Source organism: Methanoculleus sp. UBA291 (genome assembly GCF_002499755.1).
Classification (GTDB): domain Archaea; phylum Halobacteriota; class Methanomicrobia; order Methanomicrobiales; family Methanoculleaceae; genus Methanoculleus; species Methanoculleus palmolei.
Window position 1 is genome coordinate 152,208 of sequence record NZ_DANC01000041.1, and the last position, 22,018, is coordinate 174,225.

Genomic DNA, 22,018 nt, shown 5'->3' on the forward strand with positions numbered 1-22,018 from the left:
CCGTCTATGACTGTTCCTTTCCGGCCCTGAAGGTCGAGAGGTCGGACTGACGGGTTCCGGCCACGTAGTCCACGACGCAGTGGCAGCTCTTCTCTCCCGGGATATCCACCGGGTAGCACCCGGTCAGGCACCCGGTGCAGAGGTTCTGCTCGCCGCACCCGATCGCTTCCACCAGGTCTTCAAGCGGGATGTAGGTGAGCGACGTCGCACCGATGCTCTCCCGCACCGCCTCGGTATCCCTGCCGCTCGCGACGAGCTCCGCGCGGGTCGGCATATCCACCCCGAGGTAGCAGGGAGCGACGATCGGCGGGGAACCGACCCGAAGGTGGATCTCCGCTGCCCCCGCATCCCGGATCATGGTCACGATCCGGCGGGAGGTCGTCCCCCGGACGATGCTGTCGTCGACGAGGACCACCCGCTTGTCCTTCAGGTTCCCCCTGACGGTGTTGAGTTTGATCCGCACGGCCCGCTCCCGCTGCTGCTGCGTCGGCATGATGAACGTCCGGCCCATGTAGCGGTTCTTCATCAGCCCTTCGACAAACGGGACCCCGGACCGTTCGGCGTAGCCGGCGGCGTAGGCGATGCCGGAGTCGGGGACCGGACAGGCCGTATCGGCCTCTATGGGGTTCGCATCGTAGAGTTTCTGCCCGATCCGACGCCGCACGTCGTAGACCAGCGTCCCGTCGATGACCGAGTCGGCCCGGGCGAAGTAGATGTACTCGAAGATGCAGCGGGCCGTCCGGTTTGCGGTCGCGATCTGGATTGAAGAGAGCCCGGATTCATCGATACGGACAAGTTCTCCCGGCCGCACGTCCCGAATGAACGTGCCGTCCAGCGCGTCGACGGCCACGCTCTCCGAGGCGACGATGTAGCCCTGGTCGATGCCACCGATACAGAGCGGCTTGATGCCGAGCGGGTCGCGGAAGGCGTAGACGGTGTCGTTTAAGAGTGCGACGACGGAGTAGGAGCCCCGCAGGCGCCGCATGCAGAACCGGACGGCGTCCTCCATGCTCTTTGAAGTCCGGAGCGCATCGGCGATGATGTTTCCGATGATCTCGGTATCGGTCGTGGTACAGAAGATCTGGCCCCGGCGCTCGTACTCCTCCCGGAGTTCGGCCGTATTGACCAGGTTGCCGTTATGGGCGATCGAGAGGTTGAGTCCCTGATACCGGAAGTTGAACGGCTGAACGTTCTCCGGGACCTTCGACCCGGTCGTCGGGTAGCGGACGTGGCCGATTCCGACGGTTCCCCGCAGCTCCTGCAGGGTATGGCTGTTGAAGACCTCGGCAACGAGCCCCTGGGCCTTATGCGTGTACAGGGTCGCGCCTTCAAAAGTAGAAATCCCCGCGCTCTCCTGCCCCCGGTGCTGGAGAGCGTACAGGGCATAATACAGCGGAAACGAGACACCGCCAGCATCGACGATGCCAACGATACCACACATGGTCCAGCTCTAGTGCGTCGGTACCTTGGCCTTCTTCTCCGTCCAGCGGTAACTCCGGATCCTCCGGCTTCTGCCGAAGCCGCAGGCCGAACAGACCTTGTGCTGCGCGTGGAACGAGATCTTGCCGCACCGCCTGCAGGCGATGTGGGTACGCTTCTGCCGCTTGCCCATTGAAGGTGTGCCTTTTGACATAAACTCTCACCTGAAGTTATTCAACTGAAGGGGTAATGTAGATCACATTATCGCCGCGGACGATCAGCGTGCCCAGTCTCTGAACCGTGCCGTCCACTTCTTCTTCTGCCTTATCCAGTACCAGATTCATGTGAACGTCGTATCCCTGGAGGATTCCCCGGATCTCCCTTCCCCCTTTGAGGCTGATGATAACGGGCTGACGATTCAGTACCTGATCTAAAATATCCAACGGTCTTGGCGTCATATGATTACCCTTTGCCGTCCTTTTCTGGAGTAATATATTTGAGCGAGGAAGCTACTTAAATATAACCGCACGGTTACGCGAGAACCAATACTTTCGCGAGGTCACGAACACAATGTCGAAGATCACCGTAAAAAAACGTCACGTCATCCGGAAATCACAGATAGCCGATCTCATGGACCGGCTCGCCGACGAGATCGGTCCGTCGGCCGACCTTTTCCGATCCGACCGGATCGAGCGGATGGAGACGGACGCTCCGTTCGAACTGTATCTCGTCGACAAAAAGCCGCTCCTGATGTCCTCCGATGCCTGGGCCTTCCCCACCCTCCGCGGCCTCATCGAACACCCGATCCCCGAGCGGCGGGTGACGGTCGATGCCGGCGCGGTCAGGTTCGTCGCAAACGGCGCGGATGCCATGCGCCCCGGGATTGTCTCGATCTCGCCCGACGTCCGCGAGGGGCGTCCGGTGCAGGTCGTCGAGGAACGCTACGGCAAACCGCTCGCCGTCGGAATTGCCCTCTTTAATGCCGCCGATATGGAACGGCAGGAGAAGGGTAAATCGGTCAAAAGCATCCACTGCGTTGGGGACGATCTCTGGAATCTTGAGATCTGACGGCAAAAATAAAGATACTATTAAATAAAATTCTTCCCACAATTTGGTTATGGTTAAAAAGCTCTTTGACAGTATCCTCGGTAAGAACCCCGTAAAAAGCGAAGATGAATACATGGAACTCGATCTCGCTTCCTATGAGGGATCGACCAGCGAGGAGCCGGCGTCCATGTACGTCAAGATCGCCACCATCGCCGACCTCAAGGATACCCCCCGCGTCAAAGACGAGGTCTACAACGGCAACATCGTCATTATCGATATCGGGCGGCTGAAGATGGATAAGGTGACGTTCGAACGGGTCTTAAAGGACCTCCGCGACGTGGCGAAAGACGTGAACGGCGACATCGTCGGCCTCGGGGACCAGAAATACGTCGTCGTCACGCCGATGTCCGTTAAGGTCTCCCGTGAGAAGATCGGCGGTGGCGTGTAGTGCGGGAGTGCCACCCCGGGACCTGCCCGGCGTGCGGCGGCGTGATCCAGATCGTCCATCACCGCCTTGACATCCCCCATTTCCCGGACCTCCTGCTTGTCGCAATCGCCTGCGACGCCTGCGGCTACCGGCACACCGACACCATCATCCTTGGAGAGGGCGACCCGGTCCGGTGGACGATGCGGGTGGAAGAGCCCGACGACCTCTCAATCCGGGTGGCCCGGAGCACGACGGGAACGATCACGATCCCGGAGCTCGGTCTCGCAGTCGAGCCCGGGACCGCCTGCGAAGGGTTCGTCACCAACGTCGAGGGGGTCCTCGCCCGCTTCGAGCAGGCGGTGGAGACGGTGCTTGCGAATCCGGAGAGCGACGAGGAGCGGGCGGCCGCCCTCCGGATGCTCGCGAAGATCGGTTCCGCGCGGGAGGTGGCCTTCCCGTTCACGGTCATCCTCGAGGACCCTATGGGAAACAGCGCGCTTGTCGGGGAGAAAGCTGAGAAGATGCTTCTTGATCGGGACGAATCCTGAATATTTCTTTTTTGTACACTGGAGGGAACCTAAAAATAGGACCTCCTCCCATACGCGACGCCGTGAGGTGAAGAGATATGGCACAAACGATCTCGGTGCTGAAGTGGGAGAACGAAGCGGATGTCGAGAACGCCGTTCATGATATCCGGGCGGAGATGGACCGGCAGGGCGCGCTATCGAGGGAGACGGAGCAGGCTATGCAGCACTCGCTTCGGGTGGCCGACGCCCGCCTCACAAACCGCTTCCTGACACGGGTCAGGGAGCAGGCCCCCGACGCACTGCACTACTTCGAGGAGCAGGGCGGCGGGGGATGAGCGGTAAGGGAGGCAACGATCTGCAGGACCGCGAACCTGCAAAAGCACCGTACGGACACCCGGAACTAAGGCATCCCGATAGGCATCATGGGAGGAAAACATTCTTGTCACACTTGAACAATAGGGCCTATCCGGACCCACGGATCGGATGGCGCTTCCGACCGGCCGGACCCGTGGGGACGCTACGGGGATGAACGTCATGGCAGATATCGAAGAACTCGTGAGGGAACTCTCTCCCGAACACCGAAAAGAGGCGCTCGACTTTATCGCCTATCTCCTCCAGAAGCAGAAGCGCAAGCAGGGCGAACCGCTCCGGCAGACCTGGGCCGGGGCGCTTTCGCGGCACCGGGACACCTATACCGCTCTTGAACTGCAGAAAAAGTCGTTGTCGTGGCGCACCGGGTAAAACGATGTATCTTCTTGACACGAACGTCTGGCTGGAGCGTCTTCTCGATCGGGACCGGTCGGGAGAGGTCGAGGAATTCCTCTCCTCAGTTCCTTCAGAACGGCTGTTCATCACGGACTTCTCGCTCCATTCCATCGGCGTGATCCTCGGCCGTCTCGGGGGCACGCCGGCCTTCTGCGATTTTGTCGAGGACCTCTTCATCGACGGCGCGGTGACGGTGATCGCTCTCGATCCCGCCCGGCTGAGGCTCCTCGCCCGGACGATGGAGTTGTATCTTCTCGATTTCGATAACGCATACCAATACCTCGCAGCGGTTGAGCACAACCTCGTGCTCGTATCGTTCGACGGCGATTTTGAGAGAACGCCCGGCGGGAGGATCTCGCCCGCCGAGGTTCTCGGGCGCTGAGTTCAAAAAAACGAAGAGAGAGCGAGCCCTTCACCGGATCTCCACACCCTTGAACCGCACGCCTGGCTCCTCCGTCACCTCGCCGACCACCCGGGCATCGGGGACGACCGACCGGATCGCGGCGACGCTCTCCTCCGGGGCGACGAAGGCATAGCCCATGCCCATGTTGAAGGTGCGGTACATCTCGACGGTCCCGACGCCGCCGGTCTCCTGCAGCCAGCGGAAGACGGGAGGAGCCGTCAGGGGATGGGTGACGGAGAACCCGTATTTCGTGAGTCTCGTGAAGTTCAGGAGGCCGCCGCCGGTGATGTGGCACATCCCGTGGACGGGGCAGGCCGCCGTCACCCGGAGCGCCTCGTGGTAGATCCGGGTCGGGGTCAGGAGTTCCTCTCCGAGGGTCTTCCCGTTCGAAAGCCGGGTATTGTAGGAAGCACACTCTTCGACGATCCGGCGGGCGAGCGTCAGACCGTTGCTGTGGATGCCGCTTGAGGGGACGCCGATGATCCGGTCGCCCGGGACAATCGCCTCGCCGGTGACGATCTTCTCTTTCTTCTGGACCCCGAGGCAGGTCCCCGCAAGGTCGAGGCCGTTCACGAGGCCCCTGAGGGTCGCGGTCTCGCCGCCGACGACGTTCATGTTCGCAAGCCTCGCCCCTGCGTTTAAGCCCTCACCGATCTGGGCCATCTTCTCGGGCGAGAGGGCGTCGGTCGCTATGTAGTCGACGAACGCCACCGGTTCAAGGTTCATCACGTAGAGGTCGTTGACGTTCATCGCGATGCAGTCGATCCCGACGGTATGCCAGTCGCGGAGGGCGTCGGCGACGAGCATCTTGGTCCCTACGCCGTCGACCGCGAGCGCGAGAACATAGGGTCCGCAGTCGATCAGACCGGCAAAGTGCCCGACCTTCCCGAGCATCGAGAACGCGCCGGCCCTCCGATAAGTGAGGCGGTCGATCAGCGCCCGCACCGCCCGGCCCTCAAGGTCGATATCGACCCCGGCTTCACGATAGGTGTGTTCGGCACGGCACAACCCGGAGGGTTTCGCCCGGCAGGAAGATTCCTTTGTATCTTCCGCGTCGTCACAGTTCTCCGAGAGACGGAACTCGTCGTGCAGTACCTGCAGGGCCCGTTTCCCGTCGGCGGCCTTCACGACGAACGAGACGTTCACCTCGCTTGAGCCCTGCGAGATCATCATAGTGTTGATGGAGGCCCGGCCGAGGGCGGAGAAGATCCGGCCGCCCGTTCCCGGGGTGCCGGCCATTCCCGCACCCACGACGGCGACCGCAGCGACGTCCCGGTCGTAGGTGGCCTCGCGCACGATACCCTGCTTCACGATCGGAGTAAGGGCGGCGACCGCGGCCTCAAGGTGGGACTCGTCGATGATGAGCGAGATGTTTGCTTCGGAGGAGCCCTGCGAGATCATCATGACGTTCACCTCCCGCTCCGCAAGCGCGGAGAAGATCGTCTTCGCGACACCGGGGCGGCCGATCATCTGGGCACCGTTGACGTTGACCAGGGCCACTCTCTCGATCAGGGCGACGGCCTTGACAACCCGCTTCTCCTGGTGCTTATCGCGGAGGATGAGGGTCCCGGGGGCGTCGGGCCGAAAAGAGTTCTTGACCCGGATCGGGATATCCTTCTGCATCGCGGGTTCGACCGACCGCGGGTGAAGGACCTTCGCGCCGAAGAAGGAGAGTTCCATCACCTCAAGGTAGGAGATGTCGTCGAGGACCCGGGCGTCCTTGATGATCCGGGGGTCGGAGGTCATCACTCCGTCGACGTCGGTCCAGATCCAGATCTCGTCGGCATCGATCCCGGCACCGACGACGGCGGCCGAGTAGTCGGAGCCGCTCCGCCCGAGGGTGGTGACGACGCCCCGCTCGGTCGCTCCCATGAAGCCCATGATCACCGGGACGGAATCGGCGAGCAGCGGGGCGACCCGGTTCCGGATCTTCTCCTCGCTCGCCGGGAGGGCACGGGCGTCCCCGTAGTTGGCGGTCGTGACGATCCCGGCCTCGGCACCGTCGAGAGAGACCGAGGGGATGCCGCGCTGCCGGAGAGCGGCCGCGACGATCGGGGCGGAGAGCCGCTCGCCGAAGGAGATGATGTAATCGCGGGACCGGGGCGTCAGCTCCTTCAAGGTGTAGACTGCGGTGAGGAAGTTCTGCAGCCGGGTAAGCCGTTCGTCGATGACCGTCGTCACCTCATCGGTGTAATCGGGGGCCGTCTCCGCGAGGAGCCGGACGTGCCTGGCCCGCATCTCCAGGAGAAGCGCCCCGATCTCGGGCTGCTCTCTGCTCGATACGACCTCGTCGGCCACCGCGATGATCTGGTCGGTGACCTTCGAGCATGCCGATACGACTACCGCGACCTCGTCTCCTGCCCGCCGGTGCGATTCCACAATGTCTACGACCCGCCGGATACAGTCCGCTTCTCCGACGGAGGTGCCACCGAATTTCATTAAAAGCCTCATTCTGGCTCACACGTTCCCTGCAATTCTTTATGGTATTATACAACGCACCGGCTAATAAGATGCTTGTAGACGAGATTGTGGACGCGCATGTGCTGGTTATCGGGAGCGGCGGCGCCGGGGTGCGGGCAGCCATCGAGGCCTCCCGGAACGGCGACGTAGCCCTGGTCTCCAAGACCATCGCCGGGAAGGGCGGGTGTACGACGATGGCGGAAGGCGGGTTCAACGCCGTGATGCGGGACGGGGACTCCATCGAGGCCCACCGCGAGGACACGATGAAGGGCGGGGCGTACTTAAACGACCCCGCGCTCGTGGACGCACTGGTCCGTGAGGCCCCGGCGCGGATGGCGGACCTCATCCGGTGGGGTGCGGTCTTCGACGTCACGGACGACCGGCAGGTGGCGCAGCGGCCGTTCGGGGGGCAGCGGTTCCCCCGGACCTGTTACGCCGGGGACCGGACGGGCCACGAGATCATCATGACCCTCCTCGACCGCCTCGACGCGACGGACACACAACTCTACCAGGAAGTCTCGGTCGTCGACCTCGCAAAAGACGAGAGCGGTGCGGTCGCCGGGGCTATCGCTCTCGACCGGGACGGGAACCCCGTGCTCTTCCGGGCCGACGCGACGGTGCTGGCGACCGGCGGGGGGACGAAGGTCTACGATATCTCCACGAACTCCGCCGCCGGGACCGGGGACGGCTACGCTATGGGCTACCGGGCGGGGGCGGAACTGATCGATATGGAGATGGTCCAGTTCCACCCGACCGGTGCGGTCTACCCCTACGACGCCCGCGGCCGTCTGGTGACGGAGGCGGTCAGGGGGGAAGGGGGTATCCTCCTCAATGCGCGGCGTGAGCGGTTCATGGAGCGCTACGACCCCGAACGGATGGAACTCTCCACGCGGGACGTGGTGGCCCGGGCGATCGCGACCGAGGTGCTGGAGGGCCGGGGAACGAACCGCGGCGGGGTCTACCTGGACGTGACCCATCTCCCTGCGGAGAAGATCGAAACCCGGCTCCCGGTGATGCTCGAGCAGTTCCTCACCTACGGCGTGGATATCCGGCGGGAGCCGATGGAGGTGGCGCCCACCGCCCACCACATCATGGGGGGGCTTCGGATCACCCCGGAGTGCCGGACGACCATTCCCGGCCTTTTCGCCTGCGGAGAGGTTGCCGGCGGGGTGCAGGGCGCAAACCGCCTCGGCGGGAACGCGCTTGCGGAGACGCAGGTCTTCGGGAAGCGTGCCGGGGAGTTTTCCGGGAAGGCGCCGGCACGGAGCGGCCGAATCGACCGGACAGGGATCGACGGGGTGCTCGGGGTGCTTGACGCCTATTTCGAGGGCTCGGTCAGTCCCGCAACGGTCAGGAGAGACCTGAAACTCACGATGTGGAGCAAGGCCGGGATCTTCCGGAACGCCGCCGACCTTACCGCGGCGCTTGCGCAGATCCGCAGGCTCGCCGACCAGCCGCTCCGCGCCGCATCGACCGCAAACCTTCTCGAGTGCTGTACGGTCCGGAACATGTGCACCACGGCGTCCCTGATCGTCCGGTGCGCCCTCCTCCGACCCGAGAACCGGGGGGCCCACGTCCGGCGGGATGCAACGGTCATAACGGAGCCGGCAAAGTCGCCGTTCGGCCATACCTACATATCGCTTGCCCGGGAAGGGATCGAGCGGCGGGAGGTCGCGGCATGAAGACGATCACCCTCCGGGTCTCCCGCTACGACCCGGCCGCGGACGAGGGGCCGCACATCGAGGAGTACACGGTTCGGGTCAACGACGGGGCCCGGGTGCTCCACGCCCTCCACGCGGTCCACGACGAACACGACCCGACGCTCACCTACCGCTACTGCTGCGGGTCGGGGCAGTGCGGGAGCTGTGCCGTCCGGGTGGACGGGACGCCCGGTCTCGCCTGCATGGAAGAGGCCCGCGACGGAATGACGGTCGAGCCGCTGGACCTCCCGGTCGTGAAGGACCTCGCGGTGGATATGAGCCCGGTCATCGCAAAGATCGCCCGGATCTGCCCGGCGCCGGATGCAGGGCTCCCGGCACGGGAGGAGATCGAGGCGATCAAGCCGCTCCGGGACTGCATCGAGTGCCTCTCCTGCGTCTCGGCCTGTCCGGCCCTCCAGGTGACGGAGTTCGCCGGGCCGACGGTGCTCCGGCAGGAGATGCGCCTCGCCCTCGACCCCCGGGACTCCGGGGACAGGATCACCGACGCCATCGAGAAGGGGCTCTTCTACTGCACGACGTGCAAGCGCTGCCTGGAGGTCTGCCCGAAGGAGATCGATATACCGGGCAAGGCAATCGAGAAACTCAGGGAACTTGCAAACCGGCGCGGGCTGACCCTCCCCCACCACCGGGAGATAGCACGGCTGATAGAGGAAACGGGACGGAGCGTCGAGCGGACGAAGACGACGTTCCTCGAGCAGGTGCCGGAGGTGATCGAGCCCGACGGCCCGGTCCGCGGCGAGGTCGGGTTCTTCGTCGGGTGCATGTTCAACGGCCGGGTGCCGCAGACGGCCCTCGACGCGATGGAGGTCATGAAGCGCAACGGCATCCGGGTGATCGTCCCCCACGACCAGGTCTGCTGCGGCTCGCCGCTGATCCGGACGGGGCAGACGTCGTTTATAGAGGATCTGAAGCGCAAAAACATCGAGGCCTTCACCCGCCGGGGGGTTACGACCGTGATGACGATCTGCGCCGGGTGCGGGGCGACGCTGAAGAACGATTACGAGACGCCGTTCGAGGTCAAGGACGTCACGGAGGTCCTCACGGAGTACGGGATCGAGCCCCCGGCGAAACTCGACGTCCGGGCGACCTACCACGACCCCTGCCACCTTCTCCGGGGCCAGGGGATCCGGGAGCAGCCGCGGGCGCTTCTCCGCGAGGCCGTCAGGGAGTTCGTGGAGATGCCCGCACAGTGCTGCGGCGCCGGCGGCGGCGTCCGGTCCGGGGTGCCTGAGGAGGCGAAGGCGCTCGGCTCAATGCGCGGCGAGGCCGTGAAGGAGACCGGCGCCGACGTGGTGGTGACGGTCTGCCCGTTCTGCGAGTTCCACATAGCCGACTGTACGGATGTCCCGGTGAAGAACCTGGTGACGGTTCTCCTCGACGGCTACAGAAAGAAGGATGCGGAGCGGCAGAAGCCTGCATAACCCCGGAAACCTTTTTTACCTGCCCGGAGAACGACGTCGCGGAAACGTTCTTTTCCGGCAGTAACGTGTGGGGTGTGACGTAGTCCGTGCGTGGAGCAACGAGCAAGGCGGAGGATTTTTGCGGGATGCTATTACCGGTCGAAATCTTCGATCCCTGAAGTCCGTACGCTCGAAACCGCCGCGGACACCGGTATTGTCCGCGAAGATGCCGGCTTCCGGACGGCGGTGAAGGGAACAGCGGCTTTAGTACCCGGAGGCAGAGCACCCAGCCCCGGAAGATGTCAGCCCTGCTCATCGCCGTGCTTTAAGAGCACCATGCTCGTGAAGATCCCGGAGAAGACTACCTGCATCCCGGCAAGAAAGAGGGCCAGCGCCCAGACGGCGTTTGCGACCTGGAAGAGCGATCCGAACCCGGACGCCGCCCATTCCCGGACGATCCCGAACCCGACGAGGCCGCCGGCAGCCATCAGCAGGATGCCGGCGAGGAGTTCCCACTCGAGGCTGTGGTAGTTCATGAGCCGGGAGATGAACGGCCCCACCTCACCGTAACCCTGGACGGCGGAGTAGACGGCGATGTTGACCCCTGCAAAGAGCGCCTGGAACCCACCGAGGAAGAAGAGGGCGGCGAGGATGAAGGAGTGGATGAACGAGGTCTCGACGTCGCCCCGGAAGAGGAAGAGCACCATCAGGACGAAGCCGAAGATCGCAAAGATCAGCCCCGGGACGATGACGAAGGGGATCGGCCGGTAGAGGAGCATAAACCGGACGTGCCGCCAGCCGTCGGAGAAACTCTCCAGTTTCGAGGGCGTGACCCGGGCGGAGTAGGTGATCGGGACCTCCTCGATCCGGAGATTGGCCTTCGCCGCCTCAATGATCATCTCGCTTGCAAACTCCATCCCCCCGGTCTTGAGGTTCAGCCGGTCGAATGCTTCGCGCCGGAACGCCCGAAAACCCGTGTGCGCATCGGAGATCCGGGTGGAAAAGACCCGGTTGAGGAGCCGGGTGAGGAGGGGGTTGCCGATGTATCGGTGGAGGGCGGGCATAGCCCCGGGTCGGATCTCGCCCCGGATCCGGGAACCGAGGACCATGTCGGCGCCGGCATCGAGCGGAGCGAGGAGGCGCGGGATCTCGAGGAAGTCGTAGGTGTTGTCCGCGTCCCCGATGACGATGTAGCGCCCCCGGGCGCAGGCGAGCCCGGCAAGGTAGGCGTTACCGTAGCCCTTCTCCTTCGGCCGGACGACCGTGGCCCCGAGGTCCCGGGCGATCGCCGCCGTCCGGTCGTCGGAAGAGTCGGCGATGATGATCTCGCCGTCGACGCCGAGGTCGGCAAAGACCCGCCGGATCTTTCTAATGCACTCGCCGATAGTGGCTTCCTCGTTGAGCGCGGGAAGGACGACGGAGAGGGCGGGGGTATCCATGAGAGTAGACTCTGGAATAGTATCGGGCTTTCGGTGTATAGAGTGTATCGATTGGAGTGCGGAGTTCCAGAGACCCGCATCCTTTGTCTCCGGGACCAGTTTCCGGGCACTTTCGACCGATGCTGGCGGCGTCAGATGTTGATGTGGGATTCTCTGGATGTAACGATCTGCGAAGAGCATTTGAGAGGACCGTGAGCGGGAGGTGGGTCACGTCCGTTCAGATAAAGGTTGTCGCTCGATACCTTTATCGCGCCCAACGGCGCGATCAGTAGTATGGCTGCCCCCGGCACCGCATGTGAGCACAAACTGCGACTCAAAAACGAGCTGGAGACGTTCGTCGACCGCTGGAGCCGGGACCCTTCGATCAGGAAGATCATTCTCTTCGGTTCGGCTGCCCGGGGCGATCTTCGTTGCGACAGCGACCTCGATCTCGTTGTTGTTCAGGAGACGGATAAGACGTTTCTATCACGTCTTGAGCCGTTTTATCGCGATGCCCATATCGCCATGGATATCCTGGTGTATACCCCGGATGAGTTCGCTGCCATGCAGAATGGAACCTTTCTTAAGAACGCGCTACAGGACGGTGTTGTATTATATGAGGCAGGATCCCGGAAGAGAGGGGACCAGAGGCTGAAACAGGCAGAACGTGACCTTGACGATGCACAGTACGCTTTTTCCGGCGAGAGGTACAACCTGACCTGCTTCCTCGCCCAGCAGGCTGCGGAGAAGGCCATCAAGGCATTTCTCTATCTCTCCGGAGAGGAGAGAGTACTCGGCCATTCCGTCGCGGATCTCCTTAGCCGGGCCTCCTCACTCAATAGTGCCTTCGACGCCGTCTCGCGGGCAAGGACCCTTGACCTCTACTATATCCCGACCCGCTATCCGAACGGTATCCCGGGAGGCCTGCCGTACGAGGCGTTTGACCGGGAGGAAGGTGAGAAAGCCCTGGCTCTCGCCGCCTCCGTCATCAACCTCGTCAAGGAGATGTTCATGGGCTAGTGCGGTGCAGGCGAGAACGTCTCAGTTCCAGGACGGGGATCGACCGCAGCCGGGAGCGTCACCCTGCAACGTAACGTCATGCCCCGGGCGAGGACAGCGACCTTCAACGACATCCAGTTTGTCATATCGCCCATCGAGCTGCAGATACCCTACAAACTCTATCCCGGGAGCGACAAGGACATCGAGGATGCGGTCTACCTCCGGGTGCTGTTCCGGGAGATGCTGGATACCGATCAGTTGCGATCATTCATGGAGAGCCCGTATGTCCGGGGGAAGCCGTATGGAATTGAGGTTTGATCGTGAGAGAAACCGGCAGGAGGGGCTGGCCTTCGTCCGGCGACATGCTCTATGGGCGAGGAAGGTTCCAAACGAGGTCTGGAGCCGCGAACAGGCCGATTTGATGACGCGTTCCTCGCGAACGCCGAAAATTACGCCCTCTCCCGTGCCCAATACCTCGATATGCATCGGGTCCTCGCGAACCGGCGACGCCCCGGAGCGGTGCGCGCGGGGAAGGGTAAGTCCCCAAACCTTTGAGGAGCGGTCCTTGAGCCGCCGGAGATCGCGAAATTTCGACGAATGCCTGAAACGATGAATGTTCCTCGGCATAACCCGGGAAAAGCGTTATCCCGATCGGCGGGTAGTAGAAGTATGGTGCGGGATGCCTACGATGGACAGCACCCTCGGAGCGCCGGCAGAACACCGAGAGCGGGTCAGGGATCCAGAGAGAGGACACTCCTTCGACGCAAATTGGGGCGAGGTCCCAAAACGCACATGAGGTCGCGCCGGCCACAGGCTCGACTGGTAAAAAACAGAATCTATTTCCTGAAGAAGATCCGCTTCGAAAGCAGACAACTTGAGGAGAGATGGTATCAGTGGTAGATTCTTGTCTTCCTTACCCACTACCGATCTGCGATTTTCACCCAGAAATTGCCGCAGCAGCTAATACCCGTCCTCACGGGTAACCTGCTTGATTTCGGTACTGGACGGCTTTGCCAAGAAAAGAGATGCAATAGACCCTGGGATCATCATTCTAGAAGAGAAACTCGCCAGATATTGAGATCTCGGCCAGCGATACATCAGATCGAGATCGGAAAACATATTAATATTGGATCTCCATCCATGCACGGGGAAAGAACATCACCGGAGGCACAAAGGGGGCCGGAGAACGGGGGGCACCTGGAGTAAGAAAGGAGTATGGTATCAAAAAATAATCACGAAATCCGGGATCCTATCTATGCGTTTATTCATATGGACTCGGATGAAAGGGAGATTCTGAACTCCATACCGGTCCAGCGTCTCCGTCATATTCATCAACTTGCATTGACGAATTTGGTCTACCCGGGCGCCACCCACAGGCGGTTCGAGCACTCTCTTGGCGTCATGGAACTGGCAACACGGATCTACAACACTCTGCTGGAGAACGATGACACAAATATTCTGGGTATCCGCGGGGAATATGAGAAGACATACTACCGGCGTGTCCTGAGAATGGCCGCCCTCGTCCATGACATCGGCCATGCACCCTTCTCTCATGCTTCAGAAGATCTCTTTCCTCCGGGCATAAATCACGAGATGATGACGCTTAGACTCATCGAGAGTGAAGAGATGGAAAGACTCTGGGAGAGATTGAAGATCCAGGCGGAGGATGTAGCGAAGCTCGCAGTAGGTCCGGAATACGATAAAAAGGAGATCTTCTCCAATACAGAAACAATACTCTCGGAAATCATTAAAGGTGATACTTTCGGCGCTGACCGGATGGACTATCTTCTACGGGATTCGCATCACACCGGAGTCGCATACGGCAGATTCGATCACTACCGCCTGATAGAGACCCTCCGGGTCCTTCCTAAAACATACGAAGGATCAGAGGAGCCTGCCCTCGGTGTAGAGGGGGGAGGACTTCAATCGGCAGAAGCGCTCCTGCTAGCACGATACTTTATGTTCAGTCAGTTATACTTTCACCCTGTCCGGCGGATCTATGATATACATTTGAAAGAGTACTTACAGGCATGGCTTGAGGGGGGCCGTTTTCCTGTTGACATCGAAGAACATCTTAACCTCACGGATAACGAGGTGATGTCTGCCATATGGAAAGCCAGCAGGGACCCGGATCTCCCCGGCCATGACGCTGCCCAGAGGATCGTGACGCGAACCCACTATCGGGTGCTGTATACGCGAAATCCAAACGACATCTCAAAGAACAGGGAGGCAGGATCGGCGATCTACATGGCCGCATGTGACAGGTTCGGCAAAGAGAATGTGCGCCACGACAAGCCGAAGACATCTGCAGGACAGACAGGGTTCCCCGTCTTCGAGCCGGATGAGCGGATTGTCTCCTCCCTCCTGAAATCCGATACGCTCCGGTACATCCCCGAAGTGGCGGCGGAGGCGGTGTACCTCCACCCTGGATTGCTGGATGATGGAAGGAGATGGCTGCATGAGAATCGCGAAAGTATTATTGAATCCGCATTGGAATCGGAGGATGAACAATGAAACCGACACAGAGAGATGGGTTGCTGTTCGAACTTATAGATGAACTCACGAGGTACGGGAGCTGGTGCGGCGAGACGCATATCCAGAAAGCTGCTTACTTTCTTGAAGAGATGATGGAGATACCCCTCGGATTCTCATACGTCCTGTACAAGCACGGCCCTTTCTCCTTCGATCTATCGGACGAACTGGCATTGATGCGGGCCGATGCCCTTCTGGAGTGGAAGATCCAGCCCGCACCGTATGGGAATTCCCTCAAAACGACGGAAGAGGGCGAGAAACTCAAAGCAAGAGTACCGAAGACGCTGGAGAAATACCACCCTGCAATCTCCTTTGTTTCCCGGAAGTTCGGGAACCAGGGGGTAAAAGACCTCGAGAAGATCTCCACGGCTCTCTACGTGACAAGAGAGTTGCAGAACCAGAACTGCGAGGCCAGGGCACGTCGGATCACCGAACTCAAGCCGCATGTTCCCTATAGTGAAGCAAAAGAAGCGGTCCGCTTCGTTGATGAGATGTTTCGGGAAGCAGGGCCGATAATCCGGAGGGGTGGGGGAGAGGACGCCTGATTCTCTTTTCCGCAGGCGTTATCGCAGGTAGAGGGGTTATCATGTACGGCCTGACGATAACGCCGCCGATTCTGTGCACCCCGTGAAAGAGATATCCGGGCGACGCCTCTCCTCGAATCATATGCCTTTTAACCGCAGAGGACCCAAACTCTCGCGAGAACCCGGAGGAAGATGAAAAGATGCGGATAGCTGTCGTCGGCGGGGGCTACGTCGGTCTGGTCACGGGGGCCTGCTTTGCCGAACTCGGGCATATCGTCGATATCGTCGAGATCGATGCAGGAAAAGCGGCGGCGATCAACGCCGGGCGCGCCCCGATCCACGAGCGGGGCCTTGACGCGCTCCTCGCGAAACACGCGGGCGTGCGGCTCCGTGCGGGGACGGATTACGGCCCGGTTGCACTCTCCGACCTCGCGTTCATCTGCGTCGGGACCCCGCCGGCGGCTGATGGAAGCGCCGACCTCTCGATGGTCGCGGCCGCGAGCCGGTCGATCGGGGAGGCGCTCCGCGAAGGGAAGAGCGCACACACCGTCGTCGTGAAGAGCACGGTGCCGCCGGGGACGACGGAGAACCTGGTCGCCCCCACCGTCGGCAACCACTCCCACAGGGCCGATACCGGGTTCGCGATGAATCCGGAGTTCCTCCGGGAGGGGCGTGCGGTTGAGGACTTCCTGCACCCGGACAGGATCGTGATCGGGAGCCGGGACGGCCGCTCCGGGGATACGGTCGCCGCCGCCTACACGGGGGTTTCGGCCCCGGTGGTGCGGTGCGGGCTCACCGCCGCGGAGATGATCAAGTACGCCTCGAACGCCCTCCTCGCGACGAAGATATCGTTTGCAAACGAGGTCGGGAACGTCTGCAAACGCCTCGGGATCGACGTCTACGAGGTGATGCAGGGCGTCGGGATGGACCACCGGGTCTCTCCGCACTTTCTCGACGCCGGAGCCGGGTTCGGGGGAAGCTGCTTCCCGAAGGACGTCGCAGCCCTCGTCAGCCTCGCGGAAGGGCTCGGGGAAGAGCCGGCGCTCCTCCGGTCGGTGCTCGACGTCAACGACCGTCAGCCCCTCCGCATGGTCCGGATGCTCGAAGAGAGGATAGGCGATCTCGCGGGGAAGCGGGTCGCCGTCCTCGGCCTCGCCTTCAAGGACAACACCGACGATATCCGGGAGGCAAGGGCGGTCCCGGTGATCGCAGGGCTCCTCCAGCGGGGGGCGGCGGTCGCCGCCTACGATCCCCTTGCGGCGGCTTCGATGCGGCGGGTCTTTCCCGGGATCGACTACGCCGCCTCGGCCGCGGACGCCCTCCGGGGTGCCGACGCCTGCCTGGTGATGACGGAGTGGCCGGAGTTCTCCACCCTCAACGGGGAGTTCGACCTGATGAACTCCCGGATCGTCATCGAGGGGCGCCGGATCCTCTCCTGCGACGGGAAAGAGGGGATCTGCTGGTGAGCGAGGGTGCGGGAAGATCACCGCAAATCATCCCAAAAATGCCTCGCAATTAAAGATCTACGTTGCTTAGAACATACTTTCGACAAATGAGCGATATCCTGCGCCATATCAGGATGCGGTTTCCTACCAGAACCATCATGCATACTTTTTCTGCCACCCCTTCCGGGTGCTGACCGGGACGCGGACGGGAACTTCATCGGGTGAGGTGCCTGTCCGGCGAAACTATTTCTGTTCATCATACAGAGTGAAATTGAATGAAACGATTTGTGGCCGTCGCGCAAGGGCGTGTCCAGCGAGTCGGGTATCGAGAGCATGTATACAACGAGACGTTCGAACGGAATATCTCGGGATACGTGAAGAATCTCGATACCGGAGAGGTCGAGATCGTTGCAGAGGGGAGCGAAAGCGATCTCCGGGGTCTTATCAACGAGATCAATATCATACGTAGACCCATTGCAGTCAGATCGTTCACCGTCAGATGGGAAGAAGCAACGGGAGAGTATGCCGATTTTGAGATCATCCGGGGAGACATCCAGGAGGAAATATTTGAGAGGGCTGACTCTATTCTCCTGCGGTTCGCCGAAACTATGTACCGGAGCTGACAACCCGGAGTTGAGTCTGGACAAGCAGGACCAGATCGCGAGAGAGACGAAGGAAGAGATTGTCGGGCTCCGGAACGACACCAGAAAACATCTTGATGATGAGTTTGGGGATATCAGAAAGGAACTCGTCTCCATCAAGGATGCGCTTGCCCGGGCAGGCATCCAGGTCTAAGGCACCCTCTCCATCCCGCACCGCTTGCCCCCGGGCCATGAGCGCCGTCGCGCCCAACCCCTCCGCCGAGAAAAGAAGTTTGTTACAAACCGTGCCCGAGGACAGGGGCAGTTGACCCACCATAACCTACAACATCGATCCTGACGGCGATCACCCGCATCATGCAAGCAGATCGAAGGCATGGGCGCATCTGAACTGCCCGAACCAGACCCCAGAGTATACGACCACGAATACGGCGGGCGATGCTCCGGGGACCTGACGAAGCAGCCGGGACCGGAGCGCTACCGGTCCATCACCCTCGAAGACCTGAGGACCGACCGGGACAAGAGAAATTTATGGTAGATTCCATGTGTTTAATAGAATGGGGGATCAGAACAACCCATATTTGCTGTGCGCCTGATTAATTCCCATCACATCATCTATGAGGACGCGCTTGTTTTCGTCATCGATGCGATAGAATGCGGTGTGTGTCATCGATATGTGAAGGCGATACGTATGCTTCTTAGATCCCTTGAGGAGTTTCTTGTTGCATCGCTTAGTTGTCTTTTTCAGAAATTCTCCAAGGCATAAAGAGATGACCTCTTTTACATGTACCAGGTCTTTTTTCGGTATTTGTGATAGGTATTTGAGCGCTTCCTCGCTGAATATCAGTTCATACACCTTTGAAGACCTCTTCGAAGGAGTAAAACTTAGATTTCTTCTCGATTTTATCTAGATCGGCATCCAGTTTTTCAACATCCCAAGTTTCATCGTCGACCATCTGAGAGATTACATCATCGTATGTCATGTTCTCCTTCTTCAGCTTCTTCAGTTTCTTCTGGGTCGCGCGGCTGACACGGATACTCACCATATCAGAATCGTTTGGACTTGCGCTCTGAGTCATAGATAGTGATAATCGCTGCAATGGCATTATGTTTTTCCCGGTGACGATGTAGTCTGCATGATGCACGGCATATACGATCCGGTAGTCCCCTATGCGGGTCCGGTAGAGGTGCTCTTGCCGCCGTTTAACTTGCGGACACCAAACGGCAGGGGCGTTTCGGAGAGGTCTTCTATGTCTGGAGAATGCGTGGAGTGAGATCCCGCGATAGTGCTGCGATACCCTTCTCGACGCCTGCCTTGACACGGATCGCGTAACCGGCCATTACCGCTCGTACCGTTTTCTGAACTCGCCAAACTCCATGGTCGGCTCTTTCTGCCGTTCCGCTACCATGGCAAGGTCGTGAAGGTCTTCCCGGAGTTGTTCGTACTCCCGCAGGGGGAGGAACACCGCGATTCGGTCTCCGTGTTCATCAACGACGTATTGTTCTCCTGTTGCACCCATATGCCCGCAACCCCCCTCATCTCTCTACGGTTGCAGGAACTATCAATCTTCGTCTGCTCCGCCTAGGTGGAGGGGTCTTCATTCGCAGCCGGGAGATGGGCCTTGAGAGGAGAATCATGCGGCCTCGATCTGTTCAGCCGGACGACCAACCCGATGCGTCTCTTCGCCCCGGATCAGATCCCGAACTGGGCGGCGATGTTTGCATTGACTTCTGCCCGGGGATATGAATTACCGTTTTGAGGCCGATGTGAAGATTTTCATCTCGCTCCAGCATGAGGCCGTCAAGAGCGGTAGACCTGTATTCTTCCGCGACCGGGAGAGGAGAGTCCGGTACGGGGCAGGCGTGCTCTCCCTGTACCTCGGCTACAAAGATACGCTCGACTGGTTCGACCGGGTCCTGCTTACCTAGGGCATGATATGGCCCGGGATTCTCTTTTTGAACGACGATATTTTCTGTGACGGGTGTTACCCTCTACCGACCGCTACGTAGATGGCTGAAGACCGCGAGCGGGGAACCGGGAGCCCGTCCTCCCGGAGCCCCTCGATATGGAATTCGATTGCCTCGTGCATCCGCTCTTCCGCTTCCTCACGGGTCGCCCCGGTGGCCACGCACCCCGGGAGGTCCGGGGAGTATGCCGAGTAGTTGCCGTCGGTCTCGCTCACGATGACAAGAAATCGATACATTATTCGTTCCTCCCTTTAAGCCCTGCCTGTTTGAGCACACTGTTCAGCGTTCCCGGCGCAAGTTCGTCCGCCGGATGCCCGGCAATGGTGATCCGATCCGCTTTTGACGGATGCCGATGACCTCCAGGAGCCCCGGCGGCATGTCACGCTACTCCACCCTATCTATGCAGCGAAGCCATATCCTTTATGCCCCCAGTCCACCCCGCTCCAACGCACAAAAGGCGTTTCCATCTGGCTCCCAAAGAGTTCAACGGCAGAAGGCCATTTCGTCATCTGGTACGCCCTGCGTTCGCATTCATCCCACACACCTCTCATTTAGCAAGCCCTTCTCCTCCAGAGCGACATATGGCACACTCTTCCCTTCTCCACCACGACCAACCTCTCTTCCGCGACCCCGAAGTCCTTTGCGTTCACGGATCGTCTCCCGGAACAGCTCTACGACCGAGATCAGGCCTTGCTCTTCCAGCCGACACCGGGAGAACCACCATGGGACCAGATCCGCGAACCGGCATGCCCCGGGGATAGTTATACTAGAGAGGAGGGCACATACCCGATCAGGAATGGATGGAGTCACCTGCGAGGTCGGCGGAGAATGCGCGCGGATCATCGGCGTTCTCCGCGAGAAAAAAGAAGTACCTGGCAGAGACCTATCACGTTGAATCCATCGGCATCTTCGGCTCGTGCCGGCGTGGCGAGGAGCACGAAGGAAGCGACGTGGACATCCTGGTCGAGTTCTCCGAAGTACCGGGGATCTTCGGGTTCCTCAGGCTTGAGCAATATCTCTCCGAACTTCTCGGGCGAAAGGTGGACCTGGTCGAAAAGAGTGCGCTTAAACCCCGTATCGGCCGCCACATTCAGAATGAGGTTGTATACGTGTGAAGACCCCGCGAAGTACCCTTGACTACCTTGACGATATTCTTGACGCCGCAGGCAAGATCGAGATCTTCACCCGGGGCATGTCCTATGAGGAATTTTCCGGGGACGACAAGACAGTCTATGCGGTCACACGAACACTGGAAGTGATCGGTGAGGCGACGAAATGCATTCCACGACAGGTCAGGGAAAGGTATCCCTCGCTTCCCTGGAGCGAAATGGCCGGTATGCGTGATAAGCTGATCCACGCCTATTTCGGGATCAACAGGGCGATCATCTGGAGAACTATCCAGGACGATATCCCTCCGCTCAGGTCTGCGGTGCAGCGCCTCCTCAGCGATCTTGCCGCGGAGGAGATCGGGGACTGAACTTCGGAACCCATTAGCGCCGGGGGCCACTCGTACGGCGGCGTCGGGGTCGGTTGGATGGGAAAGCGCTCTGCAACCCGACAGGCGAGGACCACCCCACCCCCTTAGCGCAGGACAAAACCGGGAACGGTCAGGACCTGAGTAGACACCTTCACCCCGTTGGAACGAGGGGTTCTTGCCCCCTTTACCGTTCCAGCCATCGCAACCTGAACGAAACCGGTGATGGTTCCGGTGGTGAGAGGTCTATGTATGATCAGCACAGATCAGGATTCAATGTCCGCTACGGAAAACATACCCGTATCGGAAGAGATCTATAATCAGATTCTGGCTCTCAGGCGCCCGGGAGAGTGGCTTGACGACACTCTCGCGAGGATGGTGGAAAGCGTTAAATCGTTCACCGCGGGCCTTGCAGCAACGGCGTTGAACTCCTGATACTGACTGCTGGTAATCGTGCCATGAACTCGCAGGAAGGAAACGGCAGCAATCTGCCGCTCGTTCAACCCGAACTCCTGCAGATACTCTCGGGTGATGGGATCTTTGCGCAGGAGGAACGTGAATACAAGCGGTGTGCTGGCGATCTCCGGCGACGGCAGACTCATCGCACTGAGGACATTGATCATTCGCTCGATCCCTGAACCGTAGCGAGTCGCACCTCCGGTGCTCCCGATCCGGCCCTGTGACCCGTAGCGTTCGACGAGTCCGGCTCGGTGGGAGATCTCGGCGGTATTCGGGTTGCGGTGATAGGTGTAGTGCTCCTTTCGGATCGTCTTGACGGTAATGCCTTCGGGGAGGCGGCCGGGAGGAACGTCTTCCCCGTGGTGATGAATGCTCGCCGGGAAAACCCCACGACTGAATACTCAGGGCAAAAGCGTTATCCTGATCGGCGG

30 protein-coding genes and 2 pseudogenes are annotated in these 22,018 nt (G+C 60.5%); 20 read left to right on the forward strand and 12 right to left on the reverse strand.

Going from position 1 to position 22,018, the window contains the following annotated elements; translation table 11 throughout:
* Positions 1 to 4: 4 nt before the first annotated feature.
* The 3 genes from purF to BP737_RS10035 are packed head-to-tail and all read right to left on the reverse strand — an operon-like array spanning position 5 to position 1,877.
* Positions 5 to 1,441: an amidophosphoribosyltransferase gene (gene purF, locus BP737_RS10025; RefSeq protein WP_292406721.1), complete on the reverse strand. Its 1,437-nt coding sequence runs from the start codon at positions 1,439 to 1,441 to the stop codon at positions 5 to 7.
* Between the two features lie 9 nt (positions 1,442 to 1,450).
* Positions 1,451 to 1,633, reverse strand: a complete 183-nt coding sequence (locus BP737_RS10030; RefSeq protein WP_083524834.1) for a 50S ribosomal protein L37e — start codon at positions 1,631 to 1,633, stop codon at positions 1,451 to 1,453.
* Between the two features lie 16 nt (positions 1,634 to 1,649).
* Positions 1,650 to 1,877 (reverse strand): LSM domain-containing protein, encoded by a 228-nt coding sequence (locus BP737_RS10035; protein WP_292406714.1) that lies wholly within the window; start codon positions 1,875 to 1,877, stop codon positions 1,650 to 1,652.
* 112 nt (positions 1,878 to 1,989) lie between these two features.
* On the opposite strand from BP737_RS10035, the gene BP737_RS10040 reads away from it, so the two are divergent.
* The 6 genes from BP737_RS10040 (at position 1,990) to BP737_RS10065 (ending at position 4,567) form a co-directional block, all read left to right on the forward strand.
* On the forward strand, positions 1,990 to 2,487 hold the full coding sequence (locus tag BP737_RS10040) for an RNA-binding protein (protein WP_292406711.1): 498 nt from the start codon (positions 1,990 to 1,992) through the stop codon (positions 2,485 to 2,487).
* Between the two features lie 49 nt (positions 2,488 to 2,536).
* A complete protein-coding gene (locus tag BP737_RS10045; RefSeq protein ID WP_292406708.1) occupies positions 2,537 to 2,914 on the forward strand; it encodes a cell division protein SepF in 378 nt (125 codons plus the stop codon).
* Positions 2,914 to 3,441: a ZPR1 zinc finger domain-containing protein gene (locus tag BP737_RS10050; RefSeq protein ID WP_292406704.1), complete on the forward strand. Its 528-nt coding sequence runs from the start codon at positions 2,914 to 2,916 to the stop codon at positions 3,439 to 3,441. The genes BP737_RS10045 and BP737_RS10050 overlap by 1 nt, the downstream gene beginning before the upstream one ends.
* Before the next feature lie 77 nt (positions 3,442 to 3,518).
* Complete coding sequence (locus BP737_RS10055; RefSeq protein WP_292406701.1) at positions 3,519 to 3,755, forward strand: hypothetical protein; 237 nt, start codon at positions 3,519 to 3,521, stop codon at positions 3,753 to 3,755.
* Positions 3,756 to 3,954: 199 nt separating this feature from the next.
* Positions 3,955 to 4,161, forward strand: coding sequence for a DUF2281 domain-containing protein (locus BP737_RS10060; protein ID WP_292406698.1), 207 nt, complete (start codon positions 3,955 to 3,957; stop codon positions 4,159 to 4,161).
* Between the two features lie 4 nt (positions 4,162 to 4,165).
* Positions 4,166 to 4,567, forward strand: a complete 402-nt coding sequence (locus tag BP737_RS10065; RefSeq protein ID WP_292406695.1) for a type II toxin-antitoxin system VapC family toxin — start codon at positions 4,166 to 4,168, stop codon at positions 4,565 to 4,567.
* Positions 4,568 to 4,597: 30 nt separating this feature from the next.
* Here the strand turns inward: BP737_RS10065 and purM are convergent, their stop codons facing one another.
* Positions 4,598 to 5,596 carry a phosphoribosylformylglycinamidine cyclo-ligase gene (gene purM, locus BP737_RS10070; protein WP_292406830.1) on the reverse strand — a complete coding sequence of 333 codons (999 nt, stop codon included), beginning with the start codon at positions 5,594 to 5,596 and terminating at the stop codon, positions 4,598 to 4,600.
* Positions 5,597 to 5,641: 45 nt separating this feature from the next.
* Positions 5,642 to 7,027: pseudogene (locus BP737_RS10075) on the reverse strand (aspartate kinase); the annotation flags it as partial.
* Positions 7,028 to 7,098: 71 nt separating this feature from the next.
* Between BP737_RS10075 and tfrA the strand changes: the two are divergent.
* Positions 7,099 to 8,730, forward strand: coding sequence for a fumarate reductase (CoM/CoB) subunit TfrA (tfrA, locus tag BP737_RS10080; protein WP_292406692.1), 1,632 nt, complete (start codon positions 7,099 to 7,101; stop codon positions 8,728 to 8,730).
* The gene (tfrB, locus tag BP737_RS10085; RefSeq protein ID WP_292406689.1) at positions 8,727 to 10,190 is read left to right on the forward strand and encodes a fumarate reductase (CoM/CoB) subunit TfrB; all 1,464 of its coding nucleotides are present in this window, start codon (positions 8,727 to 8,729) and stop codon (positions 10,188 to 10,190) included. The genes tfrA and tfrB overlap by 4 nt, the downstream gene beginning before the upstream one ends.
* Before the next feature lie 281 nt (positions 10,191 to 10,471).
* On the opposite strand, the gene BP737_RS10090 is transcribed toward tfrB, so the two are convergent.
* Positions 10,472 to 11,608: a glycosyltransferase family 2 protein gene (locus BP737_RS10090; RefSeq protein WP_292406686.1), complete on the reverse strand. Its 1,137-nt coding sequence runs from the start codon at positions 11,606 to 11,608 to the stop codon at positions 10,472 to 10,474.
* Between the two features lie 273 nt (positions 11,609 to 11,881).
* Here BP737_RS10090 and BP737_RS10095 point away from each other — a divergent pair, with 273 nt between their 5' ends.
* From BP737_RS10095 to BP737_RS10130, 8 genes are all read left to right on the forward strand, one after another.
* Entirely contained in the window at positions 11,882 to 12,607 is a 726-nt protein-coding gene (locus BP737_RS10095) for a HEPN domain-containing protein (protein WP_292406683.1), read from the forward strand.
* Between the two features lie 78 nt (positions 12,608 to 12,685).
* Positions 12,686 to 12,904 carry a hypothetical protein gene (locus tag BP737_RS10100; RefSeq protein WP_292406680.1) on the forward strand — a complete coding sequence of 73 codons (219 nt, stop codon included), beginning with the start codon at positions 12,686 to 12,688 and terminating at the stop codon, positions 12,902 to 12,904.
* A 951-nt stretch (positions 12,905 to 13,855) separates the two neighbouring features.
* Entirely contained in the window at positions 13,856 to 15,100 is a 1,245-nt protein-coding gene (locus tag BP737_RS10105; protein ID WP_292406678.1) for an HD domain-containing protein, read from the forward strand.
* Positions 15,097 to 15,663: a hypothetical protein gene (locus BP737_RS10110; RefSeq protein WP_292406676.1), complete on the forward strand. Its 567-nt coding sequence runs from the start codon at positions 15,097 to 15,099 to the stop codon at positions 15,661 to 15,663. The genes BP737_RS10105 and BP737_RS10110 overlap by 4 nt, the downstream gene beginning before the upstream one ends.
* 179 nt (positions 15,664 to 15,842) lie before the next feature.
* Positions 15,843 to 17,108, forward strand: a complete 1,266-nt coding sequence (locus BP737_RS10115; protein ID WP_292406673.1) for a UDP-glucose dehydrogenase family protein — start codon at positions 15,843 to 15,845, stop codon at positions 17,106 to 17,108.
* Positions 17,109 to 17,362: 254 nt separating this feature from the next.
* Positions 17,363 to 17,710: an acylphosphatase gene (locus tag BP737_RS10120; RefSeq protein ID WP_292406670.1), complete on the forward strand. Its 348-nt coding sequence runs from the start codon at positions 17,363 to 17,365 to the stop codon at positions 17,708 to 17,710.
* A gap of 10 nt (positions 17,711 to 17,720) precedes the next feature.
* Positions 17,721 to 17,882, forward strand: coding sequence for a hypothetical protein (locus tag BP737_RS10125; RefSeq protein ID WP_292406667.1), 162 nt, complete (start codon positions 17,721 to 17,723; stop codon positions 17,880 to 17,882).
* Between the two features lie 180 nt (positions 17,883 to 18,062).
* Positions 18,063 to 18,224 (forward strand): hypothetical protein, encoded by a 162-nt coding sequence (locus BP737_RS10130; protein WP_292406664.1) that lies wholly within the window; start codon positions 18,063 to 18,065, stop codon positions 18,222 to 18,224.
* 27 nt (positions 18,225 to 18,251) lie between these two features.
* Here the strand turns inward: BP737_RS10130 and BP737_RS10135 are convergent, their stop codons facing one another.
* The 3 genes from BP737_RS10135 to BP737_RS10145 form a co-directional block, all read right to left on the reverse strand.
* Entirely contained in the window at positions 18,252 to 18,542 is a 291-nt protein-coding gene (locus tag BP737_RS10135; RefSeq protein ID WP_292406661.1) for a type II toxin-antitoxin system RelE family toxin, read from the reverse strand.
* Entirely contained in the window at positions 18,535 to 18,765 is a 231-nt protein-coding gene (locus tag BP737_RS10140; protein WP_342686160.1) for a hypothetical protein, read from the reverse strand. The genes BP737_RS10135 and BP737_RS10140 overlap by 8 nt, the downstream gene beginning before the upstream one ends.
* 261 nt (positions 18,766 to 19,026) lie before the next feature.
* Positions 19,027 to 19,206: a type II toxin-antitoxin system Phd/YefM family antitoxin gene (locus BP737_RS10145; protein WP_292407124.1), complete on the reverse strand. Its 180-nt coding sequence runs from the start codon at positions 19,204 to 19,206 to the stop codon at positions 19,027 to 19,029.
* A gap of 247 nt (positions 19,207 to 19,453) precedes the next feature.
* Between BP737_RS10145 and BP737_RS10150 the strand changes: the two genes are divergently transcribed.
* Positions 19,454 to 19,615, forward strand: a complete 162-nt coding sequence (locus tag BP737_RS10150; RefSeq protein WP_292407121.1) for a hypothetical protein — start codon at positions 19,454 to 19,456, stop codon at positions 19,613 to 19,615.
* A 56-nt stretch (positions 19,616 to 19,671) separates the two neighbouring features.
* Here the strand turns inward: BP737_RS10150 and BP737_RS10155 are convergent, their stop codons facing one another.
* Positions 19,672 to 19,890, reverse strand: a complete 219-nt coding sequence (locus BP737_RS10155) for a type II toxin-antitoxin system HicB family antitoxin (RefSeq protein WP_292407119.1) — start codon at positions 19,888 to 19,890, stop codon at positions 19,672 to 19,674.
* A pseudogene (locus BP737_RS10160) lies at positions 19,890 to 19,994 on the reverse strand (type II toxin-antitoxin system HicA family toxin); the annotation flags it as partial. The gene BP737_RS10155 and the pseudogene BP737_RS10160, both read right to left, overlap by 1 nt.
* Positions 19,995 to 20,454: 460 nt before the next feature.
* Between BP737_RS10160 and BP737_RS10165 the strand changes: the two are divergent.
* Positions 20,455 to 20,769, forward strand: coding sequence for a nucleotidyltransferase family protein (locus BP737_RS10165; protein WP_292407117.1), 315 nt, complete (start codon positions 20,455 to 20,457; stop codon positions 20,767 to 20,769).
* Entirely contained in the window at positions 20,766 to 21,131 is a 366-nt protein-coding gene (locus tag BP737_RS10170; RefSeq protein WP_292407115.1) for a DUF86 domain-containing protein, read from the forward strand. The genes BP737_RS10165 and BP737_RS10170 overlap by 4 nt, the downstream gene beginning before the upstream one ends.
* A gap of 317 nt (positions 21,132 to 21,448) precedes the next feature.
* On the opposite strand, the gene BP737_RS10175 is transcribed toward BP737_RS10170, so the two are convergent.
* Positions 21,449 to 21,910 (reverse strand): hypothetical protein, encoded by a 462-nt coding sequence (locus tag BP737_RS10175; protein WP_342686168.1) that lies wholly within the window; start codon positions 21,908 to 21,910, stop codon positions 21,449 to 21,451.
* On the opposite strand from BP737_RS10175, the gene BP737_RS10180 reads away from it, so the two are divergent.
* On the forward strand, positions 21,839 to 22,018 hold a 180-nt coding region (locus BP737_RS10180), incomplete at its 3' end, for a hypothetical protein (protein WP_342686161.1). The genes BP737_RS10175 and BP737_RS10180 overlap by 72 nt on opposite strands.